This window comes from Chitinophaga sp. 22308 (assembly GCF_052045305.1).
GTDB classification, from domain to species: Bacteria; Bacteroidota; Bacteroidia; order Chitinophagales; family Chitinophagaceae; genus Chitinophaga; species Chitinophaga varians_A.
In genome coordinates this window covers 1-428 of record NZ_JBQEOP010000031.1, presented here as the reverse complement: position 1 = coordinate 428, position 428 = coordinate 1, and the positions used below count along the sequence as shown (strand labels likewise).

Below are 428 nucleotides of genomic sequence, written 5' to 3'. Positions count from 1 at the left end.
GACAACAGATGAAGACGGTGGCCAGGTGGCGGAATATAAAGACAAATCCGGCCGGGTGGTACTTAAAAAAATCCGGGCAGCTGGTAACGCCGGCGCCGCCCATATGGGATGGCTGTGTACCTATTATATCTATGATGACCTGAATAACCTGCGTTTTGTGATTCCGCCGTTAGGCGTGGAGAAGATCACCGGTAGCTGGAATACGACTGTTATCGCTGATGGCCTGTGTTTTCAATATAGCTACGATGGCAGAAACCGGATGGTCACCAAAAAGGTCCCTGGTGCAGGCATAATAGAAATGGTGTATGACGTGCGTGACCGCTTGGTATTTACCAGGGATGCCAACCAGCGAGCGTTAAACCAGTGGTTGGTGACCTTTTATGATGATCTGAACCGCCCGGTGGAGACAGCGCTTTATAACAGGGATA

General features: G+C 50.2%; 1 protein-coding gene. It reads left to right on the top strand.

Features of this window, described 5'->3' with window-relative positions; translation table 11 throughout:
* A partial coding sequence (locus ACTJJS_RS33530) for a hypothetical protein (protein ID WP_440668410.1) occupies nucleotides 1–428 on the top strand: 428 nt, incomplete at both ends.